Source organism: Agarivorans sp. 2_MG-2023 (assembly GCF_030548085.1).
Classification (GTDB): Bacteria; Pseudomonadota; Gammaproteobacteria; order Enterobacterales; family Celerinatantimonadaceae; genus Agarivorans.
This window is the reverse complement of the sequence record NZ_JAUORQ010000001.1, coordinates 1-26087: the sequence shown is the minus strand read 5'-3', so window position 1 is coordinate 26087 and position 26087 is coordinate 1. Positions and strand designations below refer to the sequence as shown.

Below are 26087 nucleotides of genomic sequence, written 5' to 3'. Positions count from 1 at the left end.
TAAGAATGCTATTTTCACTATGCTCTATCTGTACAGACCGTGAAACAATACTAATTATTCACGACGTGCAAAAATATCGTCGACGATACCATATTCCTTGGCTTGTTCAGCCGTCATATAGTTATCGCGATCGGTGTCTGCAGCGATAGTATCAAAACTTTGTCCGGTATGCTCGGCTAACAACTCGTTCATACGACGTTTTGTTTTAATGATCTCATTTGCGTGAATTTCAATATCAGATGCCTGACCTTGATAACCACCCAAAGGTTGGTGAATCATTACTTTAGCATTTGGCAAACAGTAACGTTTACCTTTTGCGCCACCAGCCAGTAAGAATGCGCCCATGCTGGCCGCCATTCCCATACAAACCGTACTAATATTTGGTTTGATAAACTGCATAGTGTCGTAAATTGCCATGCCAGCGCTAATAGAGCCGCCCGGCGAATTAATATAGATAAAGATATCTTTCTCTGGGCTCTCTGATTCCAAAAATAGCAACTGAGCAACCACGAGGTTAGCCATGTGGTCTTCCACTTGGCCAGTTAAAAAGATAACTCGATCTTTTAGTAGTCGAGAATAAATATCAAAAGAGCGCTCCCCTTTAGAGGTTTGCTCAATAACCATTGGCACCAAAGCCGCCATGGGGTCGAATGCAGACTGATTAACTTCTTTAGACATTGATGCGCTCTTCCTTAAAAAAATGGCTCGTATGTAGTACATACGAGCCATTATATGCGAGATAAAGGTGGCTAAGTCAAATTAGACCTTAGTTTGCACCTTGCTTGTTCATAATTTCGTCAAAAGCGACTTCTTTTTCAGTTACTTTTGCTTTATCAAGTACAAATTCAATCGCTTGTTCTTCTAACACTACGTTACGAACGTTGTTCATCAACTCTTCGTTTTTAGCATAGTGCTCTAAAACTTCTGTTGGATCTTCGTAAGCAGATGCGAAAGAAGCAATATGTTGCTTAACTTTTTCATCGTCAGCTTTCAGTTCGTTAACTTTAATTAACTCACCTAGTAGCAAACCAGTGCGTACGCGACGTTGCGCTTGCTCTGTGAATAACTCATCAGGAAGCTCAGGAGCATTTTGTGCATTTTCACCAAAACGTTGCATAGCTTGCTTACGTAGCTGCTCAATTTCTTGAGATACTAGTGCCGCAGGCACGTCAATTTCGTTTTGCTCGATAAGGCCAGCTAACACTTGCTCTTTAACACCCGCTTTCAGCGTTTGCTCTAGCTCGCGCTCCATGTTCTTGCGGATTTCAGCTTTAAGTGCGTCTAGTTCACCAGACTCAATACCGAATAGTTTAACGAATTCTTCGTTAACTTCTGCAAGTTCAGGCTTCTCTACTTTGTTTAATTTAATATCGAAAGTAGCCGCTTTACCTTTTAGGTTTTCAGCGTGGTAATCTTCAGGGAAGTTCACTTCGATAGTGAATTCTTCGCCAGTTTTCTTACCCATGATTCCATCTTCAAAACCTGGAATCATACGACCAGCGCCCATAGCTAGGTCAAAACCTTCTGCTTTACCGCCTTCGAATTCTTCACCGTCAATTTTACCTAAGAAGTCTAGGTTTACGCGGAATTCGTTTTTAATCATGCCCTTGGTTTCTTTCCAAGTAGCTTGTTGCTTACGTAAAGTGTCGATCATTGCATCAACATCTTTTTCGTTTACTGTAGCAACTTGTTTCTCAACTGCGATTGCATCTAGTCCAGAAACTTCAACTTCTGGGAAGATTTCAAACGTAGCGCTAAAACTAAACTCACCATCTTTGGTGTCGCCAGGCTGAAGTGCTGGTGCACCTGCTGGGTTTAGTTTTTCTTGAATGATTGCTTCGTAGAATGAACGTTGCATAGCTTGACCAGTCACATCGTGACGAATCGCAGCACCGTAACGCTTCTTAATTACGCTTACTGGCACTTTACCAGGGCGGAAACCGTCGATGCGAGCACGACGTGATTCTTGACTAAGCGCTTGCTCAATTTGCTGTTCGATTTGCGCAGCGTCAATCGAAATCGTAACACGACGCTCCAAGCCCTGAGTTGTTTCTACTGAAACCTGCATTTTATTACCTCGGCTATAGTCAGCACCCTGCTGACAATTTACTTACGTAAACAATGGGAGTTTAGCTGTTCACTACTGCGAACTAGCTGTCCTTGAATAAGGGCCCATAATTTCAAAACGCCGCATTATAGCCATGGTTTCAGTCAAGGTCGAGGCTGTTTGCTCGATAATCACAGATATCGCGTAAATATTTGCTGCTACGCATACCCGTTTGGCGATTTTAAACGCACAAACCCCAAAACGCGTAAAATAAACCTTTGGCGCTAAATGATAGATTGCTTGCTTATTGTTAGCTCAGCCGCACAAAAATAGACCAACGACTCTAGAAGACTAGGCAAGGCGATTACTAGCTTTTATACTCTCCCCCAATAAACCAAGTGCAATTATTAGGGATAGATGAAGAACCAAGGTTTTACGTTAATCGAGTTAGTTGTGGTGATTATTGTTCTTGGCATTCTTGCGGTTACCGCTGCCCCCAAGTACTTAAACCTTTCCAGCGACGCGCGGATTAAAACTATCGAACAGATCAAGGTAAGCGTTAAGGCCGCTAACGACCTACTCACACTAAAATCTTATATGCCCAGCTATGTTGCCCAGCAAGTCGCCAACCGTGAAGATTTAATCGACGTTGATATGGATGGTGATGGTAACTTTGATGTGTTTAACCCCGATAGCCCAGACGTGCGCTTAAAATGGCGCTATTTAGACAATACCGACATTACTAAGCGTATTGATATTGACGATACCTTTGTACTACAGGAACAAGGGATTGCTTTTACTTACCTAGGTTACGATAGAAACGATAACGGCCAAGTCACCGACGACAATTGCTATTTTCAATATACTCAAGCCAGTAGTGATACTACACCTCCGCAATACGATTTAATCACTAACGGCTGTTAGTTGCCTTAAACGGCTTCCTTAAAGGCCTAAATATTCTCACTAATTCAACAGCCAAACAGCTCAACTAAAAACCATATCAGTTAACACCACCGCAACACACAAGAAACATCAAACCATTTTTAATGTCAGCATCTTATACACTAATCACAAAACAATCATCAAAAGGTCATGCCACTAGTGACAAATCAATCACTTGTGGGTTTGGCGCGCTTAATGCACTTGTAATCACGCAGTATTTGTAAGGATATAAAACAACTGAAAAATTAAAAGGATATAGACCATGGAAACGTACAAAAAGATAATCGCTACTGCATTGTTTGCTAGCACATCATTTACTAGCTTTGCTGCAACTATCTACCTAGACCCATTTGCTGATAACTCGCGATTAACTGATGGCGCATCAGCGCTTAGCGTTGTTAGCGAATCGAAATCCACTTTAACAGGGGGTAGCTGTGTAGGTACGATTTGTAAGCACAATGACAACTCTCAATTTAGCAATGATGGCACGGGCGGTCTAATGGGCTTATTACCCTATACGGCTAGTCTGGATACACAAGGCTTAGGCACTGATTGGGTGCTAGACCTCGAATACGAAGGTGTTTCAGGAGGCTATGCTAACGGCGTATCATATTACGACGACTATAAAACCTTTGGTTTCCACCTTCACAATAAGTTAAACGGAGAAACCCACAAAATTGCTGAGCTTCTGGTCACCGGTGGCCACCTAGAAGTAGGTAATAGCCATATAGATGGTTTATTCAACTATGACTGGTATGACGACACTGTTGATAGCGACTTAGCCACAAGCTTTTTCAATATTAAAGCAAACGATACTATCACTTCTATATATGACTTGTGGGAGCAAGGTCGCGACGTAGCTTGGCGCTGGGATTTTAATATCGCCGGAGGGGAAGAGATCCTTTATACAGGTGATTCAACGGCAGCGTTTCGAGATGTCAGCATCACCGGCGAAATGCAAATATACGCTGTAGATGAGCCCGCTACACTGGCAATATTTGGTATTGGTTTAATACTATTAAGCAGTGTTAATCGTAAACGATTTGTTTAACACAATTTGTCACTAAATCAGCCTAAGGGCTGATTTAGCTTTTTACACTAAGCCCACAAATAATACATAAACCTCAATGGAGTAGATGAAATACGTCTAGATAGACGGATCGAATATTAAGAACGCTTTACCGGAACAAGTTTATTTACTGAGAGTTAACTGATAACACATGATGAGAGTTATGAGTGGTAAATACTGAGTAACAAATACAAAAAAGCCCCGTCATTACTGACAAGGCTTTATCTAGTGATCTGTGATGAGCAAAGTTTAAAAGCGAACGCCCGACTTTATGCCTGAATCCTCGCCATCGCAGCTTATAGATACAAAAAAGCCTCGTCATTGCTGACGAGGCTTCATGTAGTGGTCGGTGATGAGAGATTCGAACTCCCGACCCTCTGGTCCCAAACCAGATGCGCTACCAAGCTGCGCTAATCACCGAAAACTTGTTGGTATGTTTTAAGCGTTACCTACGCTTACACCAATAATGGTGCGGAAGGAGAGACTTGAACTCTCACACCTTGCGATACTAGAACCTAAATCTAGCGCGTCTACCAATTCCGCCACTTCCGCAAAACTATTTTGGCAACATTGCTATGGCAATGTAGTCGAATAATGGGGTGAGTAATGGGGCTTGAACCCACGACAACCGGAATCACAATCCGGGGCTCTACCAACTGAGCTATACCCACCACAAACTTTTCGTGCTAATTAAAGCACATATTTGGCGCACCCTGTAGGACTCGAACCTACTACCTACGGCTTAGAAGGCCGTTGCTCTATCCAGATGAGCTAAGGGCGCATCTTTAGCGTCAAATAACCCAGTGTAAACACTAGGCTTTAAAATTTGGTCGGTGATGAGAGATTCGAACTCCCGACCCTCTGGTCCCAAACCAGATGCGCTACCAAGCTGCGCTAATCACCGATTTGTTTAAAGCACTGCTTTGTGCCCTTCAACGGAGGCGAATACTACCCACTTGGATGGTCAGCGTCAAACAGTTTTTAACGCTTATTTACCGATTGGTTACAGCATAGCCAAATTGAGTAGTTTTCGACAGTATCGCGCTCCATTTATCATCAACTTACCTTCTATAAAGGTTAGATGAGCTTACAGCACTCTCCTCATTCTAAACGCAACAAGTGATTATTAAGATCATTGTTATTTGTTAATCCAAATCAAAAGGCTAATACGACTAAAGTAGTAGTCTTTGGCTGTTTTATAAAACACACATTAAATACAACTCAATTGTTACAGTTGGAATGGAATCTCATGAGTGATGTAGCGTTATCCATCTTGGTCTTGTCGGCCGTGGCTGTTATTGGCCTTTGGTTTGGTGGCTTAAAAATTCGCGGTGTTGGCTTAGGCATTGGCGGCGTATTATTTGGCGGCTTATTTGTTGGCCACTTTATTAAGCAATTTGGTTGGCACCTCGACCCCCATGCCCTGCACTTTATTAAAGAATTTGGCCTTATTCTGTTTGTTTACACCATTGGTATTCAAGTAGGCCCTGGTTTCTTTGCTTCCTTAAAAGCCAGTGGACTAAGGCTTAATTTGCTCGCCGTTGGCATTGTATTGCTTGGCGGTGTGACCGCCGTAGCCTTGCATTATATCTTCGATCTTCCTTTAAATGTCTTTTTAGGTATATATAGTGGCGCAGTAACCAATACCCCCTCTTTAGCGGCCGGACAGCAAATACTGCAAGAGCTAGGCATGGCAACCGAGGACACCACTGTGCTTGGTTTGGGTTACGCCATGGCTTACCCCTTCGGCATTCTAGGCATCTTACTAACGATGTGGATTATTCGCTTAGCCTTTAGAATAGATATAGATAAAGAAGCTGAAGAATTTGACAACGCTAAAGGTAAAAAGAAGCAAAGCCTATTAGACATCAATGTCATCATTGAAAACCCCAATTTGAATGGCTTAGCATTTGCTGATTTAAGTAAGCTTATTGGTGAAGATGTTATTTGCTCGCGAGTTAAATCTGATGGCGAGCTTAAAGTCCCTAGTCCCGACATGCTAATGCACAAAGGCGACTACCTGCATTTAGTTGGGCCCAGCCGGATTAAATTAGACCAGGCCACATTGATTATTGGCCAGGAAATTAGCGAGTCATTATCCACCAAAGGTACACTACTTCGAAGTGAACGGGTGGTGGTTACTGAAGAACGTATTCTTGGTAAAAAGCTTAGTGAACTCGATTTAAAACACAGTTTTGACGTTATCATTTCTCGGCTAAACCGTGCCGGTGTGGAGCTAGTTGCCAACAAAGACACCATCTTACAGTTTGGTGACATTCTAAATATTGTCGGCCCCAGTGAAGACATCGAAAAAGTGGCAAAAAGCCTTGGTAATGTGCGCAGTAAGCTACAACACGTGCAAATGCTACCTATCTTTATCGGTATTGGTTTGGGTGTATTGTTAGGCTCTATGCCTTTGGCTATTCCAAGTTTGCCAGCCCCTCTTAAACTCGGTTTAGCCGGTGGGCCGCTAATTGTAGCCATTATATTAGCCCGAATCGGTAGCATAGGTCGCTTATATTGGTTTATGCCACCGAGTGCCAACTTGGCCTTACGAGAAATAGGTATTGTGTTGTTCTTAGCGGTGGTAGGAATTAACTCAGGCGCTAACTTTATTGAAACCTTAGTAGAGGGTGACGGCTTAAGTTGGATGTTCTACGGCGCGTTTATCACCTTAATCCCATTGTTAATCATTGGGTTTATTGGTCGTTACATACTTAAAGTTAACTATCTCAGTTTATGTGGCTTAATGGCAGGATCGATGACCGATCCACCAGCCTTAGCTTTTGCTAACTCAATTCACAGCACTTCAGGCGCTTCTGCGCTTGCTTATGCCACCGTTTACCCCTTGGTGATGTGTTTACGCATCTTATCTCCCCAGGTTATTGCCGTGTTGCTTTGGGTAGCAGCGTAATCTTAAAGGCCCGCTTAATGCGGGCTTTTTCATTCCGTGACTAATAAAGCCACAATTCTCTTCAAAAAAATCTGACATTTTTTCGCCTATCATGCCAAAATAGCGCCCTCTAACATCGCCAATCATTCGTTAAAGAAGAATCAATGTCTGCACAAATAATTGATGGAAAAAAAATAGCCCAGCAAGTTCAAGATAAGGTTGCTGAACGGGTAAAGCAAAGAGTCGCTGAAGGAAAACGTGCTCCTGGACTCGCGGTAATTTTGGTGGGTGATAACCCCGCCTCTCAAGTATATGTAGGCAGTAAGCGCCGAGTATGTGAAGCCGTTGGCTTTATTTCTAAATCAATCGATTTAGATGACAATACTGATGAGCTAACGCTATTAGCAGAGATTGACAAACTAAACGATGACCCACTAATAGACGGTATATTAGTTCAACTACCGCTACCAAAAGGCATCGATGAAACCAAAGTGGTTGAACGTATCCGCCCAGATAAGGACGTTGATGGCTTTCACCCCTACAATATTGGCCGCTTAGCCCAGCGCATTCCCGCTTTGCGCCCATGCACCCCTAAAGGCATTATCACGCTAATCGAATCTACCGGTGTAAGCCCTTATGGCTTAGAAGCCGTAGTGGTTGGTGCATCGAACATTGTGGGTCGCCCAATGACCTTAGAGCTATTACTCGCAGGTTGTACCACCACTACATGTCACCGCTTCACTAAAGACTTAGAAGCACACGTTCGCCGCGCTGATTTAGTGGTAGTTGCCGTTGGCAAACCTCAATTTATTCCTGGTGAGTGGATTAAGCCCGGTGCAATGGTGATAGATGTGGGTATTAATCGCTTAGATAGCGGAAAACTAGCCGGCGATGTTGAGTACGAAGTAGCGCGTCAAAACGCAGCGTTTATTACGCCTGTACCGGGCGGCGTTGGCCCAATGACTGTAGCCACCTTGATTCAAAATACCTTAGAAGCCTGCGAAGAGTTCCACGACCAATAGTTAAAACTGGCGAGTACTTTACTCAAAGTATTCGCCTTTTCTAATGCAACTTAGTCAAAAGTAAGCTAATTTTAAACAAGGAACTTGACTAGGATAGCTTATGTTCGGCCGTTACTTATTGGCAATTTGCTTGTTACTGCCCTTAGCCTCTAAGGCGACCACAATTAATTTTGTAACGGAAAACCTCCGCCCTTTTAACTACGTTGAGGACGCTCACCTAACCGGTATTTCGGTTGAATTACTGCGCTTAGTTTGGCAAGAAATGGGCGAAGACCCGCAACCAATTAAAGTAAAAACCTGGGAAAAAGCCTACTACTTACTGCAACATCGGCCTAATATGGCCTTGTTTTTGACTATGCGTAGCCCGCGTAGAGAACACATGTTTCATTGGGCCTGCCCAATCACCACTTCTGATATCGAGTTAATTGCCTTAAAGTCACGTGCCATAGAAATAGACGAAGTTGGCTCTGACTCAAAGATTTTATATGGCGCAATGAAAGCCGGTGTTGGTGAACAGTTGTTGCTTTATAAAGGTGTAGAGTTTGAACAGATATCGTTAACTGATGATCTTGAGAAAGCTCTACGAATGTTAAAGCGTGAGCGAGTTGACGTGATAGCGTCTGAACCAGAAGTAATTAACCAAACCGCTGCGGCTTTAGGTTTTGAAGAAGAGTTGTTTGAATCAGTTTATCCACTTGGAAAACTTGAAGGTTGTTACGCCTTTAGCCAAGGCACAGACCCTGAGTATTTAGAACGATTTCGCCAAGCACTGTCAAAAGTCACAGCCACCGAGCAGTATCAACGCCTGCTAGACAAATACCAGATGTAAAAAAAGGCAGCCTAAGCTGCCCTTTTGTTAGTTTGTGTACTTTATTTAAGCCTTACGCCAAGTAGTTCCGCCCGCTCCATCTTCTAGCACAATGCCCATTTCACTTAAACGATTACGCGCAATGTCTGCAGCGGCCCAATCTTTGTTTGCTCGGGCTTCATTACGAGCAACAATCAGTGCTTCAATCTCAGCTACTTCGCTATCATGTTCACCTTGTAAAAAGCTATCTACGTCTTGGTTAAGAACACCTAGTACACTGCTTAACTCAAGTAACAAACTGGCATATTGCCCAGCCAACTTCACATCGCTTTCTTTAACACGGTTAATCTCTTTGGCTAACTCAAACAATACCGGTAAGGCTTCTGGCGTATTAAAGTCATCGTCCATCGCCGCTTTAAATTGCGCTCGGTAAACTTCGGCCTTTTCTCCCGCAATATCTTGTAGTTCAACTCCGCGTAAAGCGGTATATAAACGCTCTAGTGCTGAACGAGATTGCTTAAGATTATCTTCTGAATAGTTCAACTGGCTGCGGTAGTGACCAGACAATAAGAAGTAACGCACCGTCTCAGGGTCGTACACTTCTAGCACATCTTTAATGGTGAAGAAGTTCCCCAAAGATTTCGACATTTTTTCTTTGTCTACTTGCACCATACCCGAGTGCATCCAATAGTTCACATAATTGGTTTTATGGGCACAGCAAGACTGGGCTATTTCATTTTCATGATGAGGAAAAGCCAGATCGGAGCCTCCGCCATGAATATCGAAAACATCACCAAGGTGCTTCATGTTCATTGCAGAACATTCAATGTGCCAACCTGGACGACCGTTTCCCCAAGGCGATTCCCACATTGGTTCGCCCGGCTTAGCGCTTTTCCACAACACAAAGTCTAAGGGGTTACGTTTATCTTCTTCTACTTCTACCCGCGCGCCGGCTTGCAGCATTTCAAGGTTCTGCAAGCTCAGCTTTCCATAGTCAGCAAAAGTATTCACTTCGAACAATACGTCACCACTATCCGCTACATATGCGTGACCATTAGCTATCAGCTTCTCGATTACCTCAATGATCTCAGGCATGTGGGTGGTTACCCTTGGCTCTATATCTGGGCGTAGCATATTTAGAGCATCAAAGTCGGCATGCATAGCATCGGTAAAACGCTCAGTCAGCGCTTCACAACTTTCGCCATTTTCAGCCGCACGCTTGATAATCTTGTCGTCAACATCAGTGATATTACGTACAAAATTTAATTCATAGCCTGACCAACGTAAGTAACGAGCTACGGTATCGAAAGCGGCGAAGGTGCGAGCATGGCCAATATGGCAGTAATCGTAAATGGTCACTCCACAAACATACATACCCACTTTCCCTTCTTCTAAAGGTCTAAAAGCTTGTTTCTTGCGGGTTAAGGTATTGTATATCTGTAACATCTAATTGTTTTCCTGTTCCATCTACGGGTAAATTCTTAAGCTGGCTATTCTACCATCGCCGATAAGGAAAAACAGCCGATTTAAGCACTGTGACTAGTCACTGCGCATGGGAAAGTTTAGAATCGGTTCACTTACCAAAAAAGGCTGAAAAAATGGTTACTTTACACACAAACTTTGGCGATATCGTTGTTAAATTAAACACTGCAGAAGCGCCTGAAACATCTAAAAACTTCTTAGCTTATGCAAACGACGGTTTTTACACTGACACTATCTTCCACCGCGTTATTGACGGTTTCATGGTTCAGGGCGGTGGTTTTGCTGCTGGCATGGAAGAAAAAGAAACCAATGCGCCAATTAAAAACGAAGCGAACAATGGTTTATCAAACAAAACCGGTACTTTAGCAATGGCACGCACCATGGATCCTCATTCGGCTTCTGCTCAGTTTTTCATTAACGTGAATGACAATACCTTTTTGGACTTTAAAGCAGAAACTACCGAAGGTTGGGGTTACTGCGTATTTGCAGAAGTGGTTGAAGGCATGGACGTAGTAAACAAAATTAAAGGTGTAGATACTGGCAACTTTGGTTACGTTCACTCTGATGTACCACTAGAAGAAGTGGTTATTAAATCTGTAAGTGTTGCGGAATAAGCCTAGGTGCTAACCTATTTTATTGCGGATTTACATCTTAGTGACGATCGGCCCGATATTATTCGGGCCTTTCTAGACTTTATTGAGCAACAAGCCCCAAAAGCTGACGCGCTATACATACTAGGCGACTTGTTTGAGTTTTGGATTGGCGACGATGATAAAACGCCCGTTGCTAAACAAGTAGAATTAGCCTTAAAAGCCCTATGCGATTCAGGCGTACCTAGCTACTTTATTCATGGTAATCGAGACTTTATGGTTGGCAAAGCCTACGCTAAACGCTGTGGCATGACCTTACTCGAAGAAGAGAAGCTTGTTGATTTATACGGCAAAAAAGTGCTCATTCTTCACGGTGATACCCTGTGTACAGACGATGTAGGTTATCAAGAATACCGCGAAGTCACTCAAAAGCTTTGGTTAAGAAGACTGTTTTTACTACTACCCTTGTTTGTTCGGCAACGCATTGCCAATAAAATTCGCAGTAAAAGTAAGCAAGCGAATACCAGTAAATCATTGGGTATTATGGATGTTAACCAACAAGCCGTTGAGCAACGTTTTGCCGAGCAGCCAATTGACTACATGATTCATGGGCATACCCACCGCCCAGAGATCCACCAGCTAGCATTAAGCGGTACCAAATACCGTGTAGTATTAGGCGATTGGTATCAACAAATGAGCATATTAAGCGTTGATAACAACGGTTTAGTTTTAACGGCGAATGGTCAGGCTCAGAAGCTTGAGCTTGGTCAATAAAATCAACATTAAGCATTCGCGCTTTGCTATTGCCATTTGTTATAAAAATAGCGCAAAACCTAGCCTAATCAATCATTAAGCACCGCCAATGCCGATTTGTTTATTTTATAAACTACTTGACGACTTAGCAGTCATCACGCATAACTTAATTATTAATGTTGCACTAATGTTAATTTTGCGAGGATGCGCCTATGTTATTTAGTCATGTTTGGGGACTAGCTTCACATACAAAAGAAGAATGGCAAGACATTGATAAGCACCACGAAGGGATCGGAGCGAGCTTATCTCACTTATTATTAATGGCATTAATTCCTGCCATTTGTGGTTACTTTTCTACGGTACATATTGGCTGGAAAGTAGGAGCAAATAGCTTCTCTCTCACCAGTGAAAGTGCGGTGTTTATGTCTGTTGCGATGTATGCAGCATTGGTTACGGTGGTATTGTGCTTAGCCTACGCCGCGTTATGGATGGCAAAAACCTTTAATACTGATACCACTTACCAACAAACTCTAGAACTATCAGCTTACGTTGCTACACCAGTGTATATGGTGGGCTTTGCAGCGCTCTATCCTGAACCTTGGTTTGTTATGGTGGCAGGCTTAGTAGGCGTTACTTACGCTATCTACTTACTCTACACGGGAGTACCAATTATTATGCATATCCCTGAAGAGCGTGGATTCATCTTCGCCAGTAGTTTAGTTACCGTAGGCTTAGTGATGTTAGTGACAGTACTTATCTCAACGGTAATTCTGTGGTCTAGCGGGGCTGGGCCCATATTTGCTAACTAACTCCTTCTGCAATAAAAAAGCTCGCTAATTAGCGAGCTTTTTTACATATGCTGTTATTTTAATCGTCTTCTTTTTGCCGCTTGGCTTTGGGTACGTGAGCGATGCTTTCGTACTGACTTTCTAATACGTTGGCTACTACGCACTCTGTCATCAATCTTAATAACAGTATTCTCTTCTTTGCTTAACTGCACCAAACCACGCAAGTAGTTAACTTGCTCTAATGGCATTTCCTGCCAGCCGCTGCGAGGCAAACCTTTAGGTAATGGAATTAAACCATAGCGTACGCGAATCAAACGGCTAACCTGCATGCCTTGTGATTCCCACATTCTACGCACTTCGCGGTTTCGGCCTTCACTTAAGGTTACTGAGTACCACTGATTGATACCTTCACCGCCTTGACGCCTTACCGTGGTAAATGCAGCACGACCATCTTCTAGCTCCACACCACTGCGTAACGTTTGAATGACTTCGTCATTTACATCACCAAATACACGCACGGCATATTCACGCTCAACTTCAAAGCTTGGGTGCATTAAGCGGTTAGCTAATTCACCATCGGTTGTAAACAACAACAGACCAGAGGTATTAATATCTAAACGACCTACGGCAATCCAGCGACCATGTTGTAAGCGTGGCAAGCGGTCAAATACCGTTTCACGACCTTCTGGGTCGCTTCGAGAACAGATCTCACCTTCTGATTTGTGGTAAGCCAGTACTCGACAAATAGTATCTTCCACTTTCTGAATGTCGATAACTCGACCATCCACTCTAACTTCTGCCCCTTCTTCGATGCGGTCGCCTAACTTGGCGATAGCCCCATCTACGCTAACTCTCCCTGCGTCTATTACAGCTTCCATCTCACGACGTGAGCCTAAACCGCTACGGGCCAGGACTTTTTGAAGTTTTTCACTCATTTTTCTTATCCGAATGATAAAGTGCGCTAAGTCTGAAAGTCTTGCGGCAGTTTTTCAAGTAAAGATTGATCTAATTCTGGCAAATCAGCCAGATCTTTCAAACCAAAGTAATCTAAGAAGTTGTTAGTGGTAGCAAACAAGGTAGGTCTGCCGGGTATTTCTTTATGGCCAACACTGCGGATCCAATGACGTTCTTTAAGCACGCTAATGATATGGCTACTAACCGCAACCCCACGAATAGCTTCAATCTCACCGCGAGTAATAGGTTGCCGATAAGCAATTAAGGTCAGTGTTTCTAACATGGCGCGGCTAAATTTGGGGGCTTTTTCGGCCCATAAATTAGCCAAATGCGGAGCATACTGTTGCCGAGCTTTAAACTGAAACCCGGAAGCCGTTTCCACTAACTCAATGCCAGAATCTTGGTAACGTTGCACTAGTTCGTCCAAAATCATATTAACCTGCGAACGAGCTAACCCCACCTCGGCCAATACTGTTGCTTGTAGCTCCTTAACACTAAGTGGTCGGCCAGCAACAAACAAAGCAGCTTCGACTAGTTTCACTAAGTTGGGTTTTACTGTCATCTATACTTCTTCCGCACTAACGAGTATGACTTGAATCGCCATCAATGGCTGGCTTTGTACGCACTTAATATAGCCTTCCTTAATTAACTCAAGAATCGCCAGGAAACTCACTACTAAACCGCTACGCCCTTCATCTAAAAAGAACAGTTGAGTAAATTCAACAAATTGATGCGCTTGTAATTTAGCAAGAATGTCACTCATACGTTGTCGTGTAGACAATTTCTCACGCTTTATCTCGTGGTGCTCAAAATTAACCACTCGCTGAGCAATCCCTCGCATAGCTTGCAGCAATTCATCCATGGTTACTTCTGGGTAGATAATATTCACCGGTAGCTCATCAGGTTTAGCCACCAAAGCATCAAAAGTATCACGTTGTTGCCGCGGCAGTGTGTCTAGCTTTTCGGTCGCGTCTTTGTACAGTTCGTATTCTTGCAAGCGCCTAATTAACTCAGCACGCGGATCAAGCTCTTCTTGTTCATGCTCTTGAACCGGCAACAAAGTACGCGATTTTATTTCTGTCAGTAAAGCTGCCATTACCAAGTACTCTGCCGCCAGCTCTAGTTTCAGCATACGCATGGCTTCAATGTATTCCATGTATTGTTGGGTAATGGCCAATACTGGCAAGCGTTCTATATCGAGTTTTTGCTTGCGAATAAGGTACAGCAATAAATCTAGAGGCCCTTCAAACTGCTCAAGAATAACTTCCATAGCATCGGGTGGGATAAACAAGTCATCGGGAATATCCAGCCAAGGCTCGCCATTTACACTGGCAAGCGTTAGCTGTTGAGTAGGCGAAAGCTTATCTTGCATTTATTCGAAGGGGCTGGTGTCGCCCGCGCCGCTGCGAAGCACTTCAGGTTCATCTTCCGATAAATCAACCACCGTTGTAGGTTGCTCTCCTAGATAGCCGCCATTAATAATGAGATCAACTTGGTGTTCTAAGTCATCACGGATTTGCTCCGGATCAGACTCAGTCAAGTCATTACCCGGAAGAATTAAGCTCGAAGACATTAACGGCTCGCCAAGCTCTTCTAGCATGGCTAAGGCAATTTTGTTGTCGGGCACTCGAATACCGATAGTTTTACGTTTAGGGTTTAGTAAACGGCGCGGTACTTCTTTGGTTCCTTTAAAAATAAAGGTGTATGGCCCAGGAGTATTATTACGCAATAAGCGGTAAGCCTGATTGCCCACTCGCGCGTATTCCGATAATTCTGACAAATCGCGGCACATTAAAGTGAAATGGTGGCTTTTATCTAACTGACGAATTCGACAAATTCGCTCTAACGCAGCCTTGTCACCAATATGGCAACCAATGGCATAGCCTGAATCCGTAGGATAAATCACCACACCACCCTGCTTAATAAGGCTAGCAGCTTGTTTCATTAAACGCTGCTGAGGGTTGTCTGGATGCACATAGAAAAATTGACTCATAACGATCCCTGCTATTACGAATGCCCCATTGGCATTTGCAGATTATTGATTTTGCCAGCGCAGCCAAATAGGCTGACACTTCTCGGGTAAGTGTAAACCTCTACCCAGTTCTCGCCAAGGAGAAGGATGATGAAAATCTGAACCCTGCGAGGCACTTAGGCCATGTTGTTCCGCTAATTCGGCAAGCCACTTCAACTGGTCTTTGGAGATTTGCGGCATGGCTATTTCCATACCGTCTCCGCCTGCATCAGCAAACTCGGCAACCAGTTTACGGATCCACTTATTCGATAAGTCATAATGAGTAGGATGAGCTAATACAGCCACTCCACCCGCCTGATGAATAACCGCTACTGCCTCGGCAATGCTCATCCAATTATTCGGCACATAGCCGGTATTACCGCGGCTTAAATACTTATCGAATACCTTATTGAAACTGCTGGCTATGCCCCGCTCTATCAATACTTTAGCAAAATGTGAGCGAGTGATAGGCGCAGTACCTGCCAAGCTTTTAGCCTCACTATAAACATCATCGATACCGGCCTTTTCTAAACGGCGACTCATCTCTTGAGCCCTTATTTCACGCTTATCTCTTTGCTCAAGCAAATGCTGTTGAAGTAGTGAATTTGAGGTATCAAGATTTAAACCTACTACGTGAATGTCAAAGGCATGCCAAGCAGTAGAGATTTCAGTACCGGCAATAATTTGTAGGTGTTTTGCGCTCGCTTTTGCTTCGGCCACGCCATCGGTTGTATCGTGGTCAGTAATAGCCAAAACGTCGACTTGCATGTTTTCAGCACGCATTACTATTTCCGTTGGCGTTAAGCCGCCGTCGGAGGCAGTAGTATGGCAATGCAAATCAAATCGCATTAAATTTCCTAATATTTTTCTTGACTTGGTTATGTCATTTACAGTTAACTTAGTTTATCAGAATGACTTAGGATAAACATGACAACTTTTCTTCTTACCAACAAATCTTGGTGGTGGCGCACTCCGAAATAAACGGGTGTGAGTTGTTGTATTTCCAATACATTTTACAGAACAACAAAAAGCCCGCTTAACGCGGGCTTTTTTTATATTTACGCTACGGCCTTATCCAGGAGTAACGAACCATGAGTAATCACCCTAGGGTGCAGCTAAACAACCAAGTGATAGATGCGAGCTATGTGCACGATCCGCTAAGCCTCTATCAAGAATTGTGTAAAGAAAGCCAGCACAACGTATTGCTAGAGTCTTCAGAAATTGACAGTAAAGAGAATTTACAGAGTTTGATTTTGGCCGATGCGGCGCTAAAAATAACGTGCACCGGGCGGCAGGTAAACTTCTCTGCTATTTCGCTGAATGGTGAAGCGGTAATAGCCGCAATAGCGAACCAAACTGACGCTTCTCTTATTACCCAACAATCTGCCACTCAACTGGTTCTACACTACCCTATCCCAGCCACTAACCTAGATGAAGATTCTCGCTTAAAGGCAAATTCTCCGGTCGATGCTTTGCGATTAATAATTGCCCTTTATGGCGATCTTACCGAGCACGACAAGGGTGTATTTATTGGTGGGGTATTTGCCTATGACTTTATTGCCAGCTTCGAGCAACTTCAAGACGTAGCCGAAAGCACTAACATCTGCCCAGATTACCAATTTTATCTAGCTGAAACCTTATTGCTCATTGATCATCAAGAACAAGTAACCCATTTGATTGGTTCGCTCTATCATGACGATGAACAAACGCGTATCAACCAACGCTTAGCGCATTTGGTTGAGCTCTGTGAACACGAGAATCACCAACAAGCTGAGCCCGACTTTAGTGGCTACCAAGGTAAAATAGAAGCAGATATTAGTGACCGTGATTTCTGCCAAAATGTTGAAACCATGAAAGACTACATTCGCCAAGGCGACATCTTTCAAGTGGTTCCCTCTCGCAGCTTCAAACTCTCTTGCCCAGATAGCTTAGCGGCTTATAGAGAACTTAAAATCACTAATCCCAGCCCATACATGTTCTATTTGCAAGATAGCGAATTTGTATTGTTTGGCGCTTCCCCAGAAAGCGCCATTAAATATTCTGCAAACAGCCGCGATGTAGAAATTTACCCCATTGCCGGCACCCGCAAACGCGGTTTTAACGACGATGGTTCAATTAACCGTGATTTAGATGGCCGCTTGGAGCTAGAGCTGCGCTTAGACAAAAAAGAAACCGCTGAACACATCATGCTGGTTGATTTAGCACGCAACGACGTAGCCAGAATCAGTGAGCCAGGTACTCGCCATGTAGCCGATTTGCTAAAGGTAGACCGCTATAGCCACGTTATGCACTTAGTATCACGAGTCATTGGTACTTTACGCAGCGATTTAGATGCACTGCATGCTTATCAAGCATGTATGAATATGGGTACCTTAGTGGGTGCGCCAAAAATTAGAGCAGCTGAGCTGATTCGCTCGGTAGAACAGCAACGCCGAGGCAGTTATGGTGGCGCGGTAGGTTACCTTGCAGGTAATGGTGACATGGATAGTTGTATTGTTATTCGTTCAGCCTTTGTAAAAGATCAGGTCGCCCATGTTCAAGCTGGCGCAGGTGTCGTGTATGATTCATTGCCACAAGCAGAAGCAGACGAAACCCGCAGTAAAGCCGCTGCTGTATTAAATGCCATTGCCCGCGCCCACGGCTCTACTTTGAAGGACGTTAGCCATGACTCATAGTGTATTTTTACTCGATAACTTTGACTCATTCACTTACAACTTAGTGGATCAGTTTCGTAGCCAAGGTTTAGATGTGCGAATTTACCGTAATCATTTGAGCGCCAGTGAAATCAAACAGCATATAGACGACAGCCCGACTCCACCGGTATTAGTGCTTTCTCCAGGCCCCGGTAACCCGCAACAAGCTGGCTGCATGTTAGAGCTGATTGATTTGTGTAAAGGCCAAGTGCCCATTATTGGCATTTGCTTGGGTCATCAAGCGCTAGTAGAAAGCTACGGCGGCGTGGTAGGTAAAGCCGATGAAATTGTTCACGGTAAATCGTCGGCCATTGACCACGACAACAAACTCATGTTTGAAGGGCTTACCAACCCACTGCCGGTGGCACGTTATCACTCTCTCGTCGCCACCTCTATGCCAGAGGGTTTAACAGTGAGCGCGCATCACCAAAAGATGCCAATGGCAATTATTAATGAAGCCGATAAAGTCGTGGGCTTTCAGTTCCACCCAGAATCCATTTTAACCAGCGAAGGGGCAACGTTGTTAGCCCGCAGCCTAGACTGGGCAACACAGCAGGAGCAAACGTAATGCAGGCTATTTTAGAGCAGCTATATCAAGGACAAAACCTTAGCACCGAGCAAGCACAGCAAGTGTTTAGTCAAGTGATTCAAGGTGAAGTAGACCCTATTGTATTGTCATCGCTACTTACCGCTTTAAAAATTAAAGGCGAGCAACCACAAGAGATTGCCGGTGCAGCAAAAGCCTTATTAGATAATGCAGCGCCGTTTCCTAGCCCTGATTACGACTTTGCCGATATTGTAGGCACTGGCGGTGATGGCCATAACACCATTAACATATCCACCACCTCAGCATTTGTGGCAGCCAGCCTTGGGGTAAAAGTGGCAAAACATGGTAACCGCAGTGTATCCAGTAAATCAGGTTCGTCTGATTTATTAGCCGCACTGGGTATCAATATTCAGATGACACCAGAAACAGCACGCCGCTGTTTAGACGAATTAGGTTTGTGTTTCTTGTTTGCGCCGCAATACCACGCAGGGGTACGCCATGCCATGCCGGTTCGCCAAACCCTAAAAACGCGAACCATTTTTAACGTGCTTGGCCCGCTAATTAATCCAGCTCACCCTACTATGGAAGTCATGGGCGTGTATGATCCAGCGCTTGTTTCACCTATTGCTCTAACCCTGCAACAGCTGGGCATGAAAAAAGCCATGGTGGTTCATGGCGCTGGCCTAGATGAGGTGGCAATACACGGCCCCACTCAAATTGCAGAGATTAATGGTAGTGAGATTAGCCAATATACCTTAAACCCTGCTGACTTTGGGGTTGAGCAAGCAGACTTAGCGGCGATTAAAGGCGGAACCCCAGAAGAAAACAAAGCGATTACCCTAGACCTATTGCAAGGTAAAGCCACCGCCGCTCAGCAAGCCGCTGTAGCAGTAAACGTGGCAATGCTTCTAAAACTAGCGGGTAAAGCTGATAGCGTCGCCCAAGGCGTTCAAATGGCCATAGATGAAATGGCCTCTGGCCGACCATTGACCCTAGCAAACCAATTGGCGGAGATGAGCCAGTGAGCCAACAACTAGAAAAACAAGCCACCATTCTCGATAAGATTGTGGCAGATAAAGAAATTTGGTTAGCCGAGCGTATGCAACAGCAACCTTTAGCCAGCTTTATTGACCAAGTTGAGCCTACCGAGCGCAACTTTTATCAAGCCTTGAGCGGCAGCCCAGCTAAGTTTATTTTGGAATGTAAAAAAGCCTCTCCTTCGAAAGGTTTGATTCGCCCTGAGTTTGATTTGGATTTAATTGCTGGGGTATACAAAAACTACGCCACGGCCATTTCAGTGCTTACCGATACCAAGTATTTTCAAGGAGAATTTGACTACGTTACGCAAGTTCGTGAGCAGGTTGAGCAACCGGTATTGTGTAAAGACTTCTTCATTGACGAGTACCAAATTTACCTTGCGCGTTACTACAAAGCTGATGCCATTTTGCTGATGTTGTCGGTATTGGATGACAACGAATATCGCCTATTGGCTAACGTGGCCCATAAACTCAACTTAGGTGTACTCACAGAAGTGAGTAACCAACAAGAGCTAGAGCGTGCCATAGAGTTAAATGCCAAAGTGATTGGAATAAATAATCGTAATTTGCGCGATCTTTCGATTACTTTAGACCGTACTCCTGAACTAGCGAAGCAGATCCCTGAAGATAGAATCATTATTTCAGAATCAGGTATCTACCAACATCAACAAGTTCGCGAGTTGGCTAAATATGCTAACGGCTTTTTAGTGGGTAGTTCACTAATGAGCAAAGATGATGTTGATATGGCCTGTCGTAAGCTCATTTTAGGCGAAAACAAAGTATGTGGTTTAACCCGAGAGCAAGATGTACAAGCGGTTTACCAAGCGGGTGCGGTATACGGAGGTTTAATTTTTGCCGAAAAATCTCCACGCTGTGTAGATTTAGCGCAAGCCGAACAGCTAGTGAAAACCGCTCCGCTTAATTTTGTGGGTGTGTTTGTAAATAGCTCAGTAGATAACGTAGCAAAGATAGCCAATCAGTTACAACTTCACGCGGTGCAATTACACGGCGATGAAGATGAAAGCTATATAGAGCAGTTAAAAGCCGAGCTTAATGACAGCTTAGTTTGGAAAGCCCTAGGCGTGAGTGAAGCCTTACCAAGTGCCCCAAGTAACGCCGACAAAATACTGTTCGACAGTAAGGTCGCTGGCCAAAGTGGCGGCACAGGCCAAACCTTTGATTGGCAATTATTAGGTGAGCACAGTCAAGGTGCGATGTTAGCTGGCGGTATAAGCCCAGCAAACATTCAAGACGCATTAGCGTTTGCTGCCGGCGGGTTAGATTTAAACTCAGGAGTAGAGCAATCTCCGGGAATAAAAGACCCTGCAAAAATTGAAGCGGCATTTGAGAAAATTAGACAGTACTAATCTGCCAAAGATTAGGACACGTTAGCCAATTATTAAGAGTAAGAGTCAACAATGAATAAATTAGATCCCTATTTTGGCGAATTTGGTGGCCAGTTTGTGCCACAAATTTTAGTGCCTGCTCTCGATCAATTAGAGCAAGCATTTATTGATGCCCAGCAAGACCCAGAGTTTTTGGAAGAGTTTAATGGTTTGCTCAGTGAATATGCTGGCCGACCTACCCCGTTAACGCTATGTCGCAACTTAGCTGCCGGAACAAAAACCAAAATTTACCTTAAACGTGAAGACTTACTTCACGGTGGTGCCCATAAAACCAACCAAGTATTGGGCCAAGCTCTACTCGCAAAACGCATGGGTAAAAAAGAAATTATTGCTGAGACTGGCGCTGGCCAGCATGGCGTTGCTACAGCGTTAGCCTGTGCTTTACTGGGGTTAAAATGCCGCGTTTACATGGGTGCGATTGACTGTGAGCGCCAAAAACCCAATGTGTTTCGCATGAAACTCATGGGCGCAGAAGTTATTCCCGTTCATAGCGGCTCTTCTACGCTTAAAGATGCCTGTAACGAAGCCCTGCGAGACTGGGCAGGCAGTTACGACACTGCCCACTATTTATTAGGCACTGCGGCAGGGCCTCACCCTTTCCCAACCATTGTACGCGAATTTCAAAAGATGATTGGCGAAGAAGCCAAACAGCAGATCATTAAAGCAGAAGGTCGTTTACCCGATGCAGTTATCGCCTGCGTAGGGGGTGGTTCCAATGCTATTGGTATGTTTGCCGACTTTATTAAAGAGGATGACGTTCAATTGATTGGTGTAGAGCCTGCCGGCAAAGGTATTGATACCGACCAGCATGGAGCACCACTTAAACATGGTCGCAAAGGCATGTTCTTTGGAATGCACTCGTTATTGATGCAAGATCCTAACGGCCAAATTGAAGAGTCATATTCAATTTCAGCAGGTTTAGATTTCCCATCAGTTGGTCCTCAACATGCTCACCTTAATGCGATTGGTCGTGCAAGTTATGAGTCAGCCACCGACGAAGAAGCGTTAGCAGCCTTTCAAGCCTTAGCAGAGAGCGAAGGTATTATCCCAGCCCTAGAGTCTGCCCACGCGTTAGCTTATGCCCTTAAATTGGCAGAGCAAGATAAAGACAAAGAACAGATTCTACTGGTGAACTTATCGGGTCGTGGCGATAAAGACATTTTCACGGTGGCTGAAATTTTCGAAGAACGAGGAAGCCTATAATGACTCAACGTTACGCTAATCTATTCCAGCGTTTAAGCGCTGAAAAACAAGGTGCCTTTGTTCCTTTTGTTACTTTGGGCGACCCTGATGTGGAACAATCCCTAGCGATTGTTGATGCTCTGATGGAAGGCGGTGCTGACGCGCTCGAACTCGGTATTCCCTTTTCAGACCCAGTAGCTGATGGACCAACCATTCAAGGTGCAAACGTACGCGCTTTAGCCTCGAATGTTACCCCGCCAAAGTGCCTAGAAATGCTCACAGCAATTCGTGCAAAATACCCAGAAGTACCTATTGGCCTGCTGCTTTACGCGAACCTAGTCTATTCAACCGGTATTGAAACCTTTTACCAAAAATTAGCCGCAGCTGGCGTAGATTCTGTGTTAGTCGCCGATGTACCAATACGTGAATCGGCGCCATTTAGAGAAGCAGCTAACAAACACGGTTTACAAAGCATTTTTATTGCACCGCCAAATGCTGATGATGAAACCTTAGCGAAAGTAGCTGAGTACGGCCAAGGTTATACTTATCTAGTTAGTCGTGCTGGTGTCACTGGTGCAGAAACCAAAGCTGGCGTGCCTGTTGGCAAACTGCTTAGTAAATTGAAGCAATTCAATGCCCCCCCAGCCTTACTTGGGTTTGGTATCGCTACACCCGAGCAGGTTGCTGAAACGATAGAAGCAGGCGCTGCGGGAGCAATCTCTGGTTCGGCAGTGGTAAAAATTATCGAGAATAACCTAGATAACAAACCCCTAATGCTAGAAACCCTGCGTGGTTTCGCTAGCTCAATGAAAGCGGCTACCGTTTAAGCACGCTTCTTGATACTATCAAAAGCCGCTTTTTAGCGGCTTTTTTATTAACCGCGACTACTGAGGAATTATGAAACAGTTTTTCGAGTTTATTCCCCTAATTATCTTTTTTGCTGTCTACAAAATGCAGGACATTTATGCCGCTACCCTGGCACTAATAATTTCAACTGCGATATTGCTGGCTATTTCTTACATTAAAAATAAGAAAGTTGAGAAAATGCATCTCATCTCTTTTATTCTGATTTTGGTTTTTGGTGGCTTAACCCTAATTTTACGCGATGACGACTTTATCAAGTGGAAACCAACGGTCATCAACTGGATTTTTGGACTGGTTTTATTAGTGAGTCAATTTGCTTTCGGCAGCCCATTGATTAAAAAAATGTTGGGTAAAGAGATGACCCTTCCCGATCAAGTTTGGTCGAAAGTAAACGTTGCCTGGGCATTGTTTTTTATCGCCTGCGGTACCTTGAACCTCTATATTGCATTTACTTATTCAGAAGAGTTTTGGGTAAACTTCAAGGTGTTTGGTTTACTCGGGTTAACACTAGTATTTACCGTAGGAACAGTGGTTTATTTGTATAAACACTTACCTAAAGATCAGCAAGAGTCTTTATCTCAGAAAAAGGATAGTTAGCATGTGGTACGTAATTTATGCCCAAGACGTTGATAACAGTTTAGAGATGCGCAAACAAGCTCGTCCGGCTCACTTAGAAAGACTGAATAGTTTGCTTAATGAAGGGCGCTTGTTAGTCGCAGGACCAATGCCAGCGATTGACGCTGAAGACCCAGCTGAAGCTGGCTTTACTGGCTCAACAGTGATCGCCGAATTTGGCAGTCTCGAAGAGGCACAGAGCTGGGCAGATGCAGACCCATATGTTGATGCAGGGGTTTATGCCAAAGTAACTGTTAAACCCTTCAAAAAAGTACTTCCCTAGTCTATTAAAAGGCGAGTCTCTCGCCTTTTCTTCACTTTCACTTCGATTTTCTAGCAATTTCACTCAAATGAGTGATTCACCTATTTGGCTGTTGCCCTACATTTATTCATGGTTTTATCAAAAAGGAGAATAACCATGAATTTCAAACAACTACTCATCGCTATAGTATTCAGTGCAATTGGCCTAGGCAATGCTTTCGCTAATGAACCCACTGCCCAACTTAACCTAAATACCGCCAGCGCTGAGCAGCTTGATGAGCTAAAAGGAGTAGGAATATCAAAATCAGCGGCAATTGTTAAATATCGTCAGCAAAATGGAAACTTCAAAAACGTAGAGCAAATTGTATTAGTTCCAGGCATAGGAGAGAAAATTTACCTAGATAATAAAGATCGAATGTATGTCGACTAACTCCTAAACAAGCATCGTCCGCAGCTAGTTTCATAAACTAGGGCGACTGCTCTTCTTCTCGTAAGTCTTTAATTATATATCCCCACAGATCTGATTTATCACAATTTAAAATGTCACTTTCACATGTTACATTAGCCCAGCATTTACCATTACTTTTCAAGAGACTGAAAATGACCCTAAGAGTACGAAAAGCTGTACTGCCAGTGGCTGGACTTGGCACAAGGATGTTGCCAGCAACTAAAGCTATTCCCAAAGAAATGTTGCCGATAGTAGACAAACCGTTGATTCAGTATGTGGTTCAAGAGGCAATCGCCGCTGGCATCAAAGAAATCATCTTAGTGACCCACTCTAGTAAAAATTCAATCGAAAACCATTTCGATACCAGCTTTGAGTTAGAAGCCACACTTGAAAAACGCGTCAAACGCCAATTGCTTGAAGAAGTGCGTTCGATTTGCCCTAAAGACGTAACCATCATGCACATACGTCAAGGTGTCGCAAAAGGACTGGGGCATGCCATTCTCTGTGCTCACCCCCTTATTGGCGATGAACCATTTGCCGTGTTACTACCAGACGTTGTACTTGATGACTCCACTTCAGATCTTCGTACTGAAAACTTGGCGGATATGGTTGCTAAGTTTAATCAAACGGGTTCTAGCCAAGTAATGGTTGAAGCTGTTGCTAAAGAGGATGTAAGTAAGTTTGGTATTGTCGATATTGACGGCAAGAAGCTTACGCCAGGTGAATCAGCAGACATGATAGGCTCTGTGGAAAAACCAGCTATTGAGGACGCACCTTCAAACTTAGCGGTTGTTGGTCGCTATGTGCTTTCTGCACAAATCTGGAATGAACTAGAAAGAACCGCTCCAGGCGCTGGCGATGAGATTCAACTTACCGATGCAATCGACAGCCTAATGACTAAAGAAGCTACCCAAGCCTATTACATGGTAGGAAAAAGCCATGACTGTGGTAGCAAGTTTGGCTATATGAAAGCCATCGTTGAGTTCGGATTACGCCACCCTGAACTAAAGGATAGATTCACTAAATACCTATCTGAACTTAAGCTTTAAGCTTCAACACTTCAAAGCGCTTAACTAGCGCTTTGAAAGCCCTCCCCAACATTTAGCCATACCACAACTTAAATCATGAATACCCATTCCTTTCTATAAGAACGTACTCTCTACTAGTAATTATCTTATTTTACTAATCGCTTTCTATATCTCACAAAACAACTCCCTAAGTAAGCGGCTAGCTACGCTAGAAAGGAAGCACACAACCCGTGTAGTCCATCATCAGAAAATAGCGAATAGGCTCAGTGGGTACAAGTGAGGGTGCCAGCCTTGCTAAGAAGCAAGCCCAAAAAACCATTGGTCTACCTTGTATGTTCAAGAGAGTAATAAGCGGGAAAGGGTAGAATAAACCTCTTGTAGAAACACTGAGTAATAAGACAAAAACCAACTATAGGCTGGATTTTTATTTCGCTGATATAGCTCAGTTAGTAGAGCGCACCCTTGGTAAGGGTGAGGTCGGCAGTTCGAATCAGCCTAATTGCCTCACGTGATAAATCGCAGACAATAAAAAACCCCACTGTCTTGCGACAATGGGGTCATCTAATAAGAGCCTGGCGGTGACCTACTTTCACATGGGGAAACCCCACACTATCATCGGCGCAGTTGCGTTTCACTTCTGAGTTCGG

At 43.9% G+C, this 26087-nt stretch carries 26 protein-coding genes and 5 tRNA genes; 18 read left to right on the top strand and 13 right to left on the bottom strand.

All coding sequences use genetic code 11. From position 1 onward, the window contains the following. Window positions 1-54 precede the first annotated feature (54 nt). Complete coding sequence (gene clpP / locus Q4549_RS00155; RefSeq protein ID WP_137675367.1) at window positions 55-678, bottom strand: ATP-dependent Clp endopeptidase proteolytic subunit ClpP; 624 nt, start codon at window positions 676-678, stop codon at window positions 55-57. 88 nt (window positions 679-766) lie between these two features. Then, the gene (gene tig / locus Q4549_RS00150; RefSeq protein WP_137675366.1) at window positions 767-2068 is read right to left on the bottom strand and encodes a trigger factor; all 1302 of its coding nucleotides are present in this window, start codon (window positions 2066-2068) and stop codon (window positions 767-769) included. A gap of 396 nt (window positions 2069-2464) precedes the next feature. Between tig and Q4549_RS00145 the strand changes: the two genes are divergently transcribed. Both Q4549_RS00145 and Q4549_RS00140 read left to right on the top strand, forming a co-directional pair. Next, the gene (locus Q4549_RS00145) at window positions 2465-2971 is read left to right on the top strand and encodes a prepilin-type N-terminal cleavage/methylation domain-containing protein (protein WP_303553593.1); all 507 of its coding nucleotides are present in this window, start codon (window positions 2465-2467) and stop codon (window positions 2969-2971) included. A gap of 280 nt (window positions 2972-3251) precedes the next feature. Next, window positions 3252-4040, top strand: a complete 789-nt coding sequence (locus Q4549_RS00140) for a hypothetical protein (RefSeq protein ID WP_303553594.1) — start codon at window positions 3252-3254, stop codon at window positions 4038-4040. A gap of 361 nt (window positions 4041-4401) precedes the next feature. Here Q4549_RS00140 and Q4549_RS00135 read toward each other — a convergent pair. From Q4549_RS00135 to Q4549_RS00115, 5 genes are all read right to left on the bottom strand, one after another. Then, window positions 4402-4478, bottom strand: a tRNA-Pro gene (locus tag Q4549_RS00135). 47 nt (window positions 4479-4525) lie between these two features. Then, window positions 4526-4610 (bottom strand) — tRNA-Leu (locus Q4549_RS00130). 43 nt (window positions 4611-4653) lie between these two features. Beyond that, window positions 4654-4729 (bottom strand) — tRNA-His (locus Q4549_RS00125). 33 nt (window positions 4730-4762) lie between these two features. Continuing rightward, a tRNA-Arg gene (locus tag Q4549_RS00120) sits at window positions 4763-4839 on the bottom strand. Between the two features lie 46 nt (window positions 4840-4885). Beyond that, a tRNA-Pro gene (locus tag Q4549_RS00115) sits at window positions 4886-4962 on the bottom strand. Between the two features lie 345 nt (window positions 4963-5307). Between Q4549_RS00115 and Q4549_RS00110 the strand changes: the two genes are divergently transcribed. The 3 genes from Q4549_RS00110 (at window position 5308) to Q4549_RS00100 (ending at window position 8802) form a co-directional block, all read left to right on the top strand. Further along, entirely contained in the window at window positions 5308-6972 is a 1665-nt protein-coding gene (locus tag Q4549_RS00110) for a putative transporter (RefSeq protein ID WP_303553595.1), read from the top strand. 143 nt (window positions 6973-7115) lie between these two features. Continuing rightward, on the top strand, window positions 7116-7973 hold the full coding sequence (folD, locus tag Q4549_RS00105; RefSeq protein ID WP_137675362.1) for a bifunctional methylenetetrahydrofolate dehydrogenase/methenyltetrahydrofolate cyclohydrolase FolD: 858 nt from the start codon (window positions 7116-7118) through the stop codon (window positions 7971-7973). A 100-nt stretch (window positions 7974-8073) separates the two neighbouring features. Continuing rightward, on the top strand, window positions 8074-8802 hold the full coding sequence (locus tag Q4549_RS00100) for an ABC transporter substrate-binding protein (protein ID WP_303553596.1): 729 nt from the start codon (window positions 8074-8076) through the stop codon (window positions 8800-8802). Window positions 8803-8847: 45 nt separating this feature from the next. Here the strand turns inward: Q4549_RS00100 and cysS are convergent, their stop codons facing one another. Continuing rightward, a complete protein-coding gene (cysS, locus tag Q4549_RS00095; protein ID WP_303553597.1) occupies window positions 8848-10227 on the bottom strand; it encodes a cysteine--tRNA ligase in 1380 nt (459 codons plus the stop codon). A gap of 152 nt (window positions 10228-10379) precedes the next feature. Between cysS and Q4549_RS00090 the strand changes: the two genes are divergently transcribed. From Q4549_RS00090 to Q4549_RS00080, 3 genes are all read left to right on the top strand, one after another. Then, complete coding sequence (locus Q4549_RS00090) at window positions 10380-10877, top strand: peptidylprolyl isomerase (RefSeq protein ID WP_303515371.1); 498 nt, start codon at window positions 10380-10382, stop codon at window positions 10875-10877. Window positions 10878-10883: 6 nt separating this feature from the next. After that, complete coding sequence (lpxH, locus tag Q4549_RS00085; protein WP_303553598.1) at window positions 10884-11627, top strand: UDP-2,3-diacylglucosamine diphosphatase; 744 nt, start codon at window positions 10884-10886, stop codon at window positions 11625-11627. A 191-nt stretch (window positions 11628-11818) separates the two neighbouring features. Beyond that, a complete protein-coding gene (locus tag Q4549_RS00080; RefSeq protein WP_137675357.1) occupies window positions 11819-12415 on the top strand; it encodes a Yip1 family protein in 597 nt (198 codons plus the stop codon). A gap of 53 nt (window positions 12416-12468) precedes the next feature. On the opposite strand, the gene rluB is transcribed toward Q4549_RS00080, so the two are convergent. Genes rluB through Q4549_RS00055 form a run of 5 tightly spaced genes read right to left on the bottom strand, consistent with a single transcriptional unit; the run spans window position 12469 to window position 16208 of the window. Next, window positions 12469-13329: a 23S rRNA pseudouridine(2605) synthase RluB gene (gene rluB, locus Q4549_RS00075; protein WP_137675356.1), complete on the bottom strand. Its 861-nt coding sequence runs from the start codon at window positions 13327-13329 to the stop codon at window positions 12469-12471. Window positions 13330-13355: 26 nt separating this feature from the next. Beyond that, complete coding sequence (gene scpB / locus Q4549_RS00070) at window positions 13356-13910, bottom strand: SMC-Scp complex subunit ScpB (protein ID WP_303553599.1); 555 nt, start codon at window positions 13908-13910, stop codon at window positions 13356-13358. Beyond that, complete coding sequence (locus tag Q4549_RS00065) at window positions 13911-14720, bottom strand: ScpA family protein (protein WP_303553600.1); 810 nt, start codon at window positions 14718-14720, stop codon at window positions 13911-13913. Next, window positions 14721-15341, bottom strand: coding sequence for an L-threonylcarbamoyladenylate synthase (locus tag Q4549_RS00060; protein WP_137675353.1), 621 nt, complete (start codon window positions 15339-15341; stop codon window positions 14721-14723). It lies immediately after the preceding gene. 42 nt (window positions 15342-15383) lie between these two features. After that, window positions 15384-16208 (bottom strand): PHP domain-containing protein, encoded by an 825-nt coding sequence (locus Q4549_RS00055; protein ID WP_303553601.1) that lies wholly within the window; start codon window positions 16206-16208, stop codon window positions 15384-15386. 242 nt (window positions 16209-16450) lie between these two features. Between Q4549_RS00055 and Q4549_RS00050 the strand changes: the two genes are divergently transcribed. The 10 genes from Q4549_RS00050 to galU all read left to right on the top strand — a co-directional run bounded on the left by Q4549_RS00050 (window position 16451) and on the right by galU (window position 25461). Next, a complete protein-coding gene (locus Q4549_RS00050) occupies window positions 16451-18034 on the top strand; it encodes an anthranilate synthase component 1 (RefSeq protein ID WP_303553602.1) in 1584 nt (527 codons plus the stop codon). Continuing rightward, the gene (locus Q4549_RS00045; RefSeq protein ID WP_303553603.1) at window positions 18024-18620 is read left to right on the top strand and encodes an aminodeoxychorismate/anthranilate synthase component II; all 597 of its coding nucleotides are present in this window, start codon (window positions 18024-18026) and stop codon (window positions 18618-18620) included. Before Q4549_RS00050 ends, Q4549_RS00045 begins: the two co-directional genes overlap by 11 nt. Next, window positions 18620-19624 carry an anthranilate phosphoribosyltransferase gene (gene trpD / locus Q4549_RS00040; RefSeq protein WP_303515382.1) on the top strand — a complete coding sequence of 335 codons (1005 nt, stop codon included), beginning with the start codon at window positions 18620-18622 and terminating at the stop codon, window positions 19622-19624. The genes Q4549_RS00045 and trpD overlap by 1 nt, the downstream gene beginning before the upstream one ends. Then, window positions 19621-21003, top strand: a complete 1383-nt coding sequence (gene trpCF, locus Q4549_RS00035) for a bifunctional indole-3-glycerol-phosphate synthase TrpC/phosphoribosylanthranilate isomerase TrpF (protein ID WP_303553604.1) — start codon at window positions 19621-19623, stop codon at window positions 21001-21003. Before trpD ends, trpCF begins: the two co-directional genes overlap by 4 nt. A gap of 51 nt (window positions 21004-21054) precedes the next feature. Then, on the top strand, window positions 21055-22245 hold the full coding sequence (gene trpB / locus Q4549_RS00030) for a tryptophan synthase subunit beta (RefSeq protein ID WP_303553605.1): 1191 nt from the start codon (window positions 21055-21057) through the stop codon (window positions 22243-22245). Continuing rightward, window positions 22245-23051 (top strand): tryptophan synthase subunit alpha, encoded by an 807-nt coding sequence (gene trpA, locus Q4549_RS00025; RefSeq protein ID WP_303515391.1) that lies wholly within the window; start codon window positions 22245-22247, stop codon window positions 23049-23051. Before trpB ends, trpA begins: the two co-directional genes overlap by 1 nt. A gap of 70 nt (window positions 23052-23121) precedes the next feature. After that, a complete protein-coding gene (locus Q4549_RS00020) occupies window positions 23122-23685 on the top strand; it encodes a septation protein A (protein ID WP_303515393.1) in 564 nt (187 codons plus the stop codon). A gap of 1 nt (window position 23686) precedes the next feature. After that, window positions 23687-23986, top strand: a complete 300-nt coding sequence (locus tag Q4549_RS00015; protein WP_303553606.1) for a YciI family protein — start codon at window positions 23687-23689, stop codon at window positions 23984-23986. A gap of 135 nt (window positions 23987-24121) precedes the next feature. Next, on the top strand, window positions 24122-24394 hold the full coding sequence (locus Q4549_RS00010; protein WP_303553607.1) for a ComEA family DNA-binding protein: 273 nt from the start codon (window positions 24122-24124) through the stop codon (window positions 24392-24394). Window positions 24395-24564: 170 nt separating this feature from the next. Beyond that, window positions 24565-25461 carry a UTP--glucose-1-phosphate uridylyltransferase GalU gene (galU, locus tag Q4549_RS00005; protein WP_303553608.1) on the top strand — a complete coding sequence of 299 codons (897 nt, stop codon included), beginning with the start codon at window positions 24565-24567 and terminating at the stop codon, window positions 25459-25461. Window positions 25462-26087: the final 626 nt, after the last annotated feature.

Coding starts and splice junctions, on each gene's coding strand:
- clpP (WP_137675367.1), bottom strand. CDS start 678: ATGTCTAAAGAAGTTAATCAGTCTGCATTCGACCCCATGGCGGCTTTG.
- tig (WP_137675366.1), bottom strand. CDS start 2,068: ATGCAGGTTTCAGTAGAAACAACTCAGGGCTTGGAGCGTCGTGTTACG.
- Q4549_RS00145 (WP_303553593.1), top strand. CDS start 2,465: ATGAAGAACCAAGGTTTTACGTTAATCGAGTTAGTTGTGGTGATTATT.
- Q4549_RS00140 (WP_303553594.1), top strand. CDS start 3,252: ATGGAAACGTACAAAAAGATAATCGCTACTGCATTGTTTGCTAGCACA.
- Q4549_RS00110 (WP_303553595.1), top strand. CDS start 5,308: ATGAGTGATGTAGCGTTATCCATCTTGGTCTTGTCGGCCGTGGCTGTT.
- folD (WP_137675362.1), top strand. CDS start 7,116: ATGTCTGCACAAATAATTGATGGAAAAAAAATAGCCCAGCAAGTTCAA.
- Q4549_RS00100 (WP_303553596.1), top strand. CDS start 8,074: ATGTTCGGCCGTTACTTATTGGCAATTTGCTTGTTACTGCCCTTAGCC.
- cysS (WP_303553597.1), bottom strand. CDS start 10,227: ATGTTACAGATATACAATACCTTAACCCGCAAGAAACAAGCTTTTAGA.
- Q4549_RS00090 (WP_303515371.1), top strand. CDS start 10,380: ATGGTTACTTTACACACAAACTTTGGCGATATCGTTGTTAAATTAAAC.
- Q4549_RS00080 (WP_137675357.1), top strand. CDS start 11,819: ATGTTATTTAGTCATGTTTGGGGACTAGCTTCACATACAAAAGAAGAA.
- rluB (WP_137675356.1), bottom strand. CDS start 13,329: ATGAGTGAAAAACTTCAAAAAGTCCTGGCCCGTAGCGGTTTAGGCTCA.
- scpB (WP_303553599.1), bottom strand. CDS start 13,910: ATGACAGTAAAACCCAACTTAGTGAAACTAGTCGAAGCTGCTTTGTTT.
- Q4549_RS00065 (WP_303553600.1), bottom strand. CDS start 14,720: ATGCAAGATAAGCTTTCGCCTACTCAACAGCTAACGCTTGCCAGTGTA.
- Q4549_RS00060 (WP_137675353.1), bottom strand. CDS start 15,341: ATGAGTCAATTTTTCTATGTGCATCCAGACAACCCTCAGCAGCGTTTA.
- Q4549_RS00055 (WP_303553601.1), bottom strand. CDS start 16,208: ATGCGATTTGATTTGCATTGCCATACTACTGCCTCCGACGGCGGCTTA.
- Q4549_RS00050 (WP_303553602.1), top strand. CDS start 16,451: ATGAGTAATCACCCTAGGGTGCAGCTAAACAACCAAGTGATAGATGCG.
- Q4549_RS00045 (WP_303553603.1), top strand. CDS start 18,024: ATGACTCATAGTGTATTTTTACTCGATAACTTTGACTCATTCACTTAC.
- trpD (WP_303515382.1), top strand. CDS start 18,620: ATGCAGGCTATTTTAGAGCAGCTATATCAAGGACAAAACCTTAGCACC.
- trpB (WP_303553605.1), top strand. CDS start 21,055: ATGAATAAATTAGATCCCTATTTTGGCGAATTTGGTGGCCAGTTTGTG.
- trpA (WP_303515391.1), top strand. CDS start 22,245: ATGACTCAACGTTACGCTAATCTATTCCAGCGTTTAAGCGCTGAAAAA.
- Q4549_RS00020 (WP_303515393.1), top strand. CDS start 23,122: ATGAAACAGTTTTTCGAGTTTATTCCCCTAATTATCTTTTTTGCTGTC.
- Q4549_RS00015 (WP_303553606.1), top strand. CDS start 23,687: ATGTGGTACGTAATTTATGCCCAAGACGTTGATAACAGTTTAGAGATG.
- Q4549_RS00010 (WP_303553607.1), top strand. CDS start 24,122: ATGAATTTCAAACAACTACTCATCGCTATAGTATTCAGTGCAATTGGC.
- galU (WP_303553608.1), top strand. CDS start 24,565: ATGACCCTAAGAGTACGAAAAGCTGTACTGCCAGTGGCTGGACTTGGC.